General features: G+C 70.0%; 7 protein-coding genes. All 7 read right to left on the minus strand.

Annotated elements, in window-relative coordinates; genetic code table 11:
- Window positions 1–1,028: aldehyde dehydrogenase family protein (locus F3J10_RS33100; RefSeq protein ID WP_167243853.1), on the minus strand; the 1,028-nt coding region annotated here is incomplete at its 3' end.
- A gap of 49 nt (window positions 1,029–1,077) precedes the next feature.
- A complete protein-coding gene (locus tag F3J10_RS33105; RefSeq protein ID WP_167243854.1) occupies window positions 1,078–2,145 on the minus strand; it encodes an ABC transporter permease in 1,068 nt (355 codons plus the stop codon).
- 18 nt (window positions 2,146–2,163) lie between these two features.
- Window positions 2,164–3,798: a sugar ABC transporter ATP-binding protein gene (locus F3J10_RS36115; protein ID WP_205200575.1), complete on the minus strand. Its 1,635-nt coding sequence runs from the start codon at window positions 3,796–3,798 to the stop codon at window positions 2,164–2,166.
- Window positions 3,799–3,884: 86 nt separating this feature from the next.
- On the minus strand, window positions 3,885–4,994 hold the full coding sequence (locus tag F3J10_RS33115) for a substrate-binding domain-containing protein (RefSeq protein WP_167234654.1): 1,110 nt from the start codon (window positions 4,992–4,994) through the stop codon (window positions 3,885–3,887).
- A 412-nt stretch (window positions 4,995–5,406) separates the two neighbouring features.
- Complete coding sequence (locus F3J10_RS33120; RefSeq protein WP_167243857.1) at window positions 5,407–6,003, minus strand: VWA domain-containing protein; 597 nt, start codon at window positions 6,001–6,003, stop codon at window positions 5,407–5,409.
- Window positions 6,004–6,080: 77 nt separating this feature from the next.
- Window positions 6,081–7,208, minus strand: a complete 1,128-nt coding sequence (locus tag F3J10_RS33125) for an ATP-binding protein (RefSeq protein WP_167243855.1) — start codon at window positions 7,206–7,208, stop codon at window positions 6,081–6,083.
- Window positions 7,205–7,949 (minus strand): cobaltochelatase subunit CobN (locus F3J10_RS33130; protein ID WP_205200576.1); only part of this gene is annotated, 745 nt, incomplete at its 5' end. The genes F3J10_RS33125 and F3J10_RS33130, both read right to left, overlap by 4 nt.

Here is a 7,949-nt window from a genome sequence, read left to right on the forward strand (position 1 = left end):
CGCGCGTCGTCGACGTGCCGCCGTACCTTGTCGAGCCCGGCGCGCGTGGCCATCGGGCCGACATCGGCGCGCGGGTTGGCGAGGCCGTCGGCCACCACCAGCCGGCGCGCGCCCTCGGCCAGCTTCTCGACGAAGCGATCGTGGACACTGGCCTCCACGTAGGCGCGGTTGATCGAGATGCAGATCTGCCCGGCATTGCGGAAGGCGCGGCGCAGGGTGCCGGCCACCGCGCGCTCCAGGTCGGCGTGGGCGGTCACGATCAGCGGGCAACTGCCGCCGAGTTCGAGCGACAGGCCGGTGATGCCGCGCACCGTGCGATAGATGTCCTCGCCGGCCGGCCCCGAGCCCGTGAAGGCGACCTTGTCGATCGCCGGATGGCCGACCAGCCGCCGCCCCGCCTCGCGCGCGCCCATCACCAGGTTGGCGACGCCCGCCGGCAGGCCGGCGCGATCGACGCAGCGGAACACCGCCTCGGCGCTCGACGGCGTGTATTCGGAAGGCTTGACCACGATGGTGCAGCCGGCGGCCAGCGCGGCGGCCAGCTTCCAGCCGATCAGCTCGACCGGGTAGTTCCACGGCGCGATCGCGGCCACCACGCCCACCGGCTCCTTCTCGATGAAGCTGGTGTAGCCGTCCTCCTCGTTGGGCACGGTCTCGCCGAAGATCCGCACCGCCTCCTCGGCGTAGTAGTGGAAGGCCTTGGCGAGCTTGCGCGCCTCGCCCTGCGCCTCGGCCAGCGGCTTGCCCATCTCGGTGGTGATCGCCAGCGCGATGGCCTGCTCGCCGCGGGCCAGCTCCTCGCCGATGGCATGCAGCAGGCGCGAACGCTCGAACGGATTGCTGCGGCGCCAGCCGCGCAAGGCGCGCGAGGCCGCGTCCACCGCCGCGTCGATCAGGTCCTGGCCGGCGTCGGGCGCCTGCGCCACCACCTCGCCGTTGGCGGGATTGCGCACCTCGATCCAGTTCGCGACGCCCGCCTGCGTGAAGCGGCCGTCGATATACAGTGCGCAGCGTGTCGGTTGGTTCATCGGGTTACGGGTTCCGGAAGTCGGGAATGGGCTCGGGCGGCGGCAGCCGTCATTGCGAGACGAAGTTCACGCGGATCGCGTCGACCGCCACGGCGATGAAGATCAGGATGCCGCCGATCATATGCACGTAGAACGAGGGCACCTCGGTGATCGCCAGGCCGACGTGGATCACCGTCAGCAGCAGCACGCCGCCGAGGATGCCGAGCGCGCCGCCGCGTCCGCCGAACACGCTCACCCCGCCGATGATCGGCGCGGCGATCGCGTAGAGCAGGAAGCCCTCGCCCTGGTCGGAGGTGATCGCCATCTGCCAGGCCGCGAGCAGGTAGCCGGCCACGCCCGAGAGCAGCCCCGAGAGCGTGAAGGCGACGATCTTGATGCGGTTCACGCGGATCCCGGCCGCATTGGCCGCCAGCACGTTGCCGCCGGTGGCGTAGAGGCAGCGGCCGAGCACGGTGCGGCGCAGCAGGAAGCCCATGCCGAGCAGCGCGACCAGGAACACCAGCGGCATCACCGGCCAGTTGCCGAGCGTGAACTGGCCGATCCAGATATAGGCATTGGGCATGTCCGAGATGGTGTTGCCCTGCGTGACGGCAAGCAGCGAACCCTGCAGCACGATCATCACCGCCAGCGTCTGGATCAGCGAGACCATCTTGAGCCGCGTCACGCACAGCCCGTTGAAGAAGCCGATCGCGGTGGCCGCCGCGATGCCGGCCGGCACGCCGATGGCCGGCGACAGCCCCAGGCGCGTCGACAGGATCGCGCCGATCGCCGCCGAGAACCCCATGTTGCTGGCGATCGACAGGTCGATCTCGGCCACCATCAGCGGCAGCGACACGGCCAGCGCGAGCAGGCCCAGCACGGTGGCCTGCACCAGCACGTTCTGCAGGTTCGACAAGGTGAAGAAGAACGGGTTGAGCACGCCGAACACCAGCACCAGCGCCGCCAGCCACAGCCAGACCACGTTCTGGAACACCCACTGCAGGCCGCTGCGCGAAGGGCGCGCGGCCGATGCGCCCGCGGCGCCGCCCTGGCCGCCCGCGCCCACCCCGCCGCCCTGCGCCAGTGCCGCCGCGCCGGGCGCCGCGGCGCCCGCCTGAATCTCGCTTCTCGATTGCATGAGTCTGTCTCCTGTCGTTCAGATCACGGGCGCGGCGCCGAACGCCGATTGCAGGATCGCGTCCTTGCCGATCCGCTCGCCCTGGTATTCCTGTTCGATGCGTCCGCCGACGAACACGCAGACGCGATCCACCAGCCGCACCATCTCGTCCAGGTCGCTGGTGATGACGATCACCGACAGCCCGGCCCGGGTCAGTTCGTCGACGATGCGGTGCACCTCCTCCTTGACGCCGACGTCGATGCCGCGCGTGGGCTCGTCGAGGATCAGCAGGCCCGGCGCGGTGGCCAGCACGCGGCCCAGGCAGACCTTCTGCTGGTTGCCGCCCGAGAGCGTGCCGAGCAGCACCTCGGGCGTGGCGGCCTTGACGCGGAAATGCTCGAAGTAGCGGCGCACCACGCCCTGCTCGGCGCGCCGGTCGATCACGCCGCCGCGCGAGACGTCGGCCAGGCTCGACAGCGTGATGTTGTGCGCGATGCTCTGCAGGCCGACCAGCCCGTCGCGATGACGGTCGTCGGACAGGTAGGCGATGCCGCGCCGGAACGCGGTGCCGGGATGGTCGGGCAGCGCGTGGTTCGCGCCGTCGTGCCAGAGGCGCCCGCGGCGCGCGCGATTCAGGCCGAACAGCGCCAGCGCGAAGGCCTTGGCGCCCGAGCCCGGCAGGCCGGCGAAACCGACGATCTCGCCGGGCGCGATCTCGAAGCGCGGCACCTCGATGCCGGGCGCGACCAGGTCCTCGACGCGCCAGGCGGTGGGCGCGCCGCTGCCCTTGCCCGTGCCCGTGTTGATGCCCTTGCCGGTGCCCGTGTTGATGCCCTTGCCGGTGCCGCCGGCGGTGGCCGCCGTATCCGGCGCCGCATCGGCCGAGCGCGCGGCGCGCGCCGAGGCGGCTTCGCGATCGCGATGGAACAGCGGCACGTCGCGGCCGATCACCAGCTCCGACAAGCCGTCGGAATCGATCTCGCCCAGGTCGTCGTGCTCGCCGGCCAGCCGGCCGTTGCGCAGCACCGAGACGCCGTCGCAGATATCGAGGATCTCCTCGTTGTAGTGCGAGATGAACACGAAGCTCACGCCGCGCGCCCGCAGCTCACGCATGAAGGCGAACATCTGCTCGCGATCGGCCAGCGTCAGCGCGGTGGTCGGCTCGTCGAGGATCAGCAGCTTGCCGCCGCTGTGCAGGGCCCGCAGGATGTTGAGCTTGCGCCTGGCCACCGCGGACAGGAAGCGCGCCGGCATGCGCGGGTCGAGCCCGGTGCCGGCCAGCGCGGTCTCGACGCTCCCGAGCAGCGCGCGCTGGTCGACCTGGCGCGTCCAGCCGCGCTTGAGCGGCCAGCGGCCGAGCATCAGGTTGTCGGCGACCGACATCGAATCGACGATCATCGGCTCCTGCGTGACCAGGAACACGCCGAGCGACTCCATGCGCCGCACGTCGCTGCCCTGCACCTCGGTGCCGTCGAACACGATGCGCCCCTCGCTGGGCGCGGTCTGCCCGGAAATCAGGCGCACCAGGGTGGACTTGCCGGCGCCGTTCTCGCCGAGCAGGCCGTGGATGGTGCCGCGCCGAATGTGGATCGAGACCCGGTCGAGCGCGACCAGGGCCTTGTAGCGTTTGACGACGTCGTGCGTCCTCAGGATGTAATCGCTGCTGCTGTCCATCACGAAAAACCTCGATCGACGGGTGCTGCCGGTGAAATGCGCTTCGGGGAGAGGCGGCGGCGCCGCGAAGGCGCCGTCCGGCCCGCTCAGCTGTAGCGCAGGCCCCATTCGTTGTAGGCGATGTTGCCCCACTGGCGCTTGTCCTTGACCGAGCCGCCGTCCACCACGAAGGGCGGAATCACCAGGCTCGCGCCGGTATCGGACTTGGTGATCTGCGCCTTTTCCCAGAAGTACTGATTGTTCTGGTAAGGCCCGAGCGGCACCGGCTGGCCCTTGAGCGAATAGCGGTCGAGCATCTCGACGGTGATCTGCGCGTAGGCGATCGGATCCTGCGAGACCACCGCGTCCATGTAGCCGTCGCCGATCCATTGCAGCGCCGCCGGCTCGCCGTCGATGTTCACGAAGATCACGTGCCCCGGCTCGCCCACCTTCTTCCACTTGCCCTTCTGCTGCAGCGCCGTGACGATGCCGCGCGCCGGCGAATCGCTGGGCGCGTGCACGGCGTCGAGCGCGGGATATTCGGACAGCGTGTCGAGCGTGACCGACAGCATGTTCTTGAGCAGCCCCTCGGTAGGACGACTGATCAATTTGATGTCGGGATACTGCTTCATGGTGGCCTCGAAGCCCTCCTTTCGCAGGCGCCAGGCCACCGACTGCAGCGCGCCGTAGCAGTTCAGCACGGTGCCCTTGGCGCTGCCGTAGCGCTTCTTCAAGGCCGCCACGATGGTTTCGGCCGCCATCACGCCGCCCGCGCGATTGTCGAAATCGACCGTGATCGCCACGTCCCCGCCGAGCGCCGGCGTATCGATGATGCCGACCGGGATCTTCTTGAAGTTGTACTTCTTGATCACGCTGACGATCGCCTGGCTGTCGATCGGGTCGGCGATGATGGCCGAGGGATTCTTCAGCAGCAGGCTCTGCCACTGCTCGAGCTGGGTGGTGGTGCTGAAGTTCGCGTTGACGGCCTGGAAGGTCCAGCCCTTGGCCTCCACCGCGCGCTTCACGGCTTCCTGCTGGGTGGCGAAGAAGTAGTAATCGAGGCTCTTGTTGCTGAACGGCACGAACACCTTCTGCTGGGCCCGGGCCACGCCCGGCAGCGAGGACAGCGCGAGCGTGCCGGCCGTGGCGGCCAGCCCCGCGAGAAACCGTCTGCGTGATCCGACCTCAGCGACGTCGGCGACTCCGGTGTCTTCCATAGTGTGTTGTCTCCTCAACATCGACATGGACAGCGAAAGCCTGCTGACAGTCCAGCAGGGTGTTAGTAAAACTCTGCTTTTCTTGTAGTGTTGCGACGAAATTTAGCGCTAGCGAGGCAGGTCGGCAATCTAGGGTTTACGCCCGAGAACGCTTTGAATTCGCTTTATTTCATAACAATCAAGGAATTAAGCGTTTTCTTCAGTGCTTGTGAGCGGCCGCATCTCGAGGACAAGAAACGTAGTGTTACTAACATCGAAAGCGATAATTCGCGGATGTCGCGATGCCGGCAGGAGATGGCGGGCGAGCGGGGAGAAGTTGGGCAGTTATCGCCGTGGCCCTTGCCGAACCTGGTTCGGGAAGGCGGTGGCAGAAGGACGAGGTGGAATTGCCAGGGTGTGGCCGGGCAGACCGTTAGTTGCGATCGATCCGGGAAATCAAATCCTCGGGCCGGCGGCACGAAGCCTCCCACCGGCGCGCCAGACGCTGCGCCCTGCCCAGCCGCACGGCGGCATCGTCGAAGTCGACGAGGTGGATCTCGTCGGCCTGGGCCGGTCGCGAAGGCATCTCGTCGGTGCGCATGTCGCTCAGCAGCCAGAGCGTGCGTGGCGCGCCGGGCCTGCGCCGCGCGATCCGCGCGAGCAGGGATTGCGCCATCGCGATGCCGGCCGACAAGGGCGTGCCGCCCCCGCCCGCCACCGGTTCGAGCCAGCGCTCGTTCCACCAGCGCGGCACCGCCGGCCCGAAACGCCGCTCGGCGCCGCGCCCGCCGAAGCCGATCAGCGCCACCTCGGCACGCTCGCGCGCCGCCGCGTCGAACAGCGCGACCAGCAGGCCCTTGGCGAGCGCCAGGCGAGCGCCGTCGAGCATCGAGGCCGAACAGTCGAGCACGAAGCAATGGAAGGCGCGCGGCTCGCCCGAGCGCGGCCGAAAGCGCAGATGCGCGGCCTCGAGCGGATCGCCGCGCTTGGCGGCCAGCGTCGCCGGCCACGCGATGCGCGTGCCGGGCAGGCCCTGCCGGGCGGGAAGCTTGCCGTGCCGCCATCGAACCCCGCTGCCTGGCGCGGCGGGGGCAGTCGTTCGATGGCTCAGCGTTTTTTTGAGGGCAGCGGGATCACGCCCTTCACGGCCGTGAGGCCGGCCGGTACGGGCGGCAGGTAGCCCCAGTCGCCGTCCCGTGCGCCGCCGTCGCCATCGCCGGCTGGCGCCTCGTCTCGCGCGATCGACGAGGCATCACCGCCGCGCGGCGGCGGGTTGGCGCCGCGAGCCGGCTGATCGGTTTGCCGCGACGCGCTTGGCGACGTCGTGGGCGACGACATGGACGACGACGGCTCGGCGGCGGCCGGCGCCTGCGTGCGGCGATGGCGCAGCACGTCGGCGGCTACCCGCTCGACCTGCGCGGCGCTCACCGCCGCCGCGCCCTCGAAGGCGGCCAGCGCCCGCGCGGCGCGCAGCATCACCAGGTCGGCACGCAACCCGTCGACGGCCGCCTCGATGCAGAGCCGGGCAACCTGCTCGTGCACGCTGTCGTCGACCTGCACGCTCGCCAGCGCCTCGCGCGCGCGGCCGATCCGTTCGGCCAGCGCGGCCAGTGCCCCGGCATGCCCGGCGCGAAAGCCCGCCGGATCGAGATCGAAGGCCAGCCGCGCCTTGACGATGCGCTGCCGCTCGGCGATGTCGCGACAGTTCTCGAGTTCCACCATCAAGCCGAAGCGATCCAGCAACTGCGGACGCAACTCGCCCTCTTCCGGATTCATGGTGCCGACCAGCGCGAAGCGCGCCGCGTGCGTGTGCGAGATGCCGTCGCGCTCGACCGTGTTGACGCCGCTCGCGGCCGCGTCGAGCAGCACGTCGACCAGGCCGTCGGGCAGCAGGTTGATCTCGTCGACATAGAGCACGCCCAGATGCGCGCGCGCCAGCAGCCCCGGCGAGAAACGCACGGCGTTCTCGCCGAGCGCGCCGGCCAGGTCCAGCGTGCCGGTCACGTGCTCGTCGGCGGCGCCCAGCGGCAGCGTCACGAAGCGGCCCCGCGGCAGCAGTTCGGCCAGCGCGCGCGCCGCCGTCGATTTCGCGGTGCCGCGCGGCCCGCTCACCAGCACGCCGCCGATCGAGGGATCGACGGCCACCAGCAGCAACGCCTGCTGCAGCGCGGCCTGGCCGATCAGCGCGGAAAACGGAAACGGCGGCAGGCCGCCGCTCGGGTCGTGCGGGTTCATCGCCGGGTTCCTTCCAGATGCTGTTCGACGGCGAGCAGGCGTGCCTCGAGCTGCTCGCGATAGGCGCCGGGTTGTTGCCAGAGGCCGCGCTGGATCGCTTCGAGCAGGCGCTCGCAGATGCCGTGCAGCGCATGCGGGTTGTGCCGCTCGAGGAACGCGCGCGTGTCGGCGTCGTTGACGTAGGCGTCGGTGACCAGCGCGTATTGATGATCGGCCACCACGCGCGCGGTGGCGTCGTAGCCGTAGAGATAATCGACGGTGGCGGCCAGCTCGGCCGCGCCCTTGTAGCCGTGGCGCTTCACGCCGTCGATCCACTTCGGGTTGACCACGCGCGAGCGGATCACGCGCGCGATCTCCTCGCCGAGCGTGTTCATGCGCGGCGTGTCGGGGCGGCTGTGGTCGCCGTGGTAGAGCGCCGGCTGGCGCCCCGACAGATGGCGGACCGCGGCCGCCATGCCGCCCTGGAACTGGTAGTAGTCGTTGGAGTCGAGCAGGTCGTGCTCGCGGTTGTCCTGGTTCTGCACCACCGCGTCGATGCTTGCCAGCCGCGCGCCGAAGGCGTCCTGCGCGGCCTCGCCGGCGCTGCCCTGCGCGTAGGCGTAGCCGCCCCAGGACTGGTAGGCCTGGGCCAGGTCGGCGTCGCTCTGCCAGTTGCGCTGGTCGATCAGCTCCTGCAGGCCGGCGCCGTAGCTGCCCGGCCGCGCGCCGAACACGCGCCAGCCGGCGCGGCGTCGCGCCTCC

The sequence above is a fragment of the Burkholderia sp. Cy-637 genome (genome assembly GCF_011753175.1).
In the GTDB taxonomy this organism is placed as follows: Bacteria; Pseudomonadota; Gammaproteobacteria; order Burkholderiales; family Burkholderiaceae; genus Burkholderia; species Burkholderia gladioli.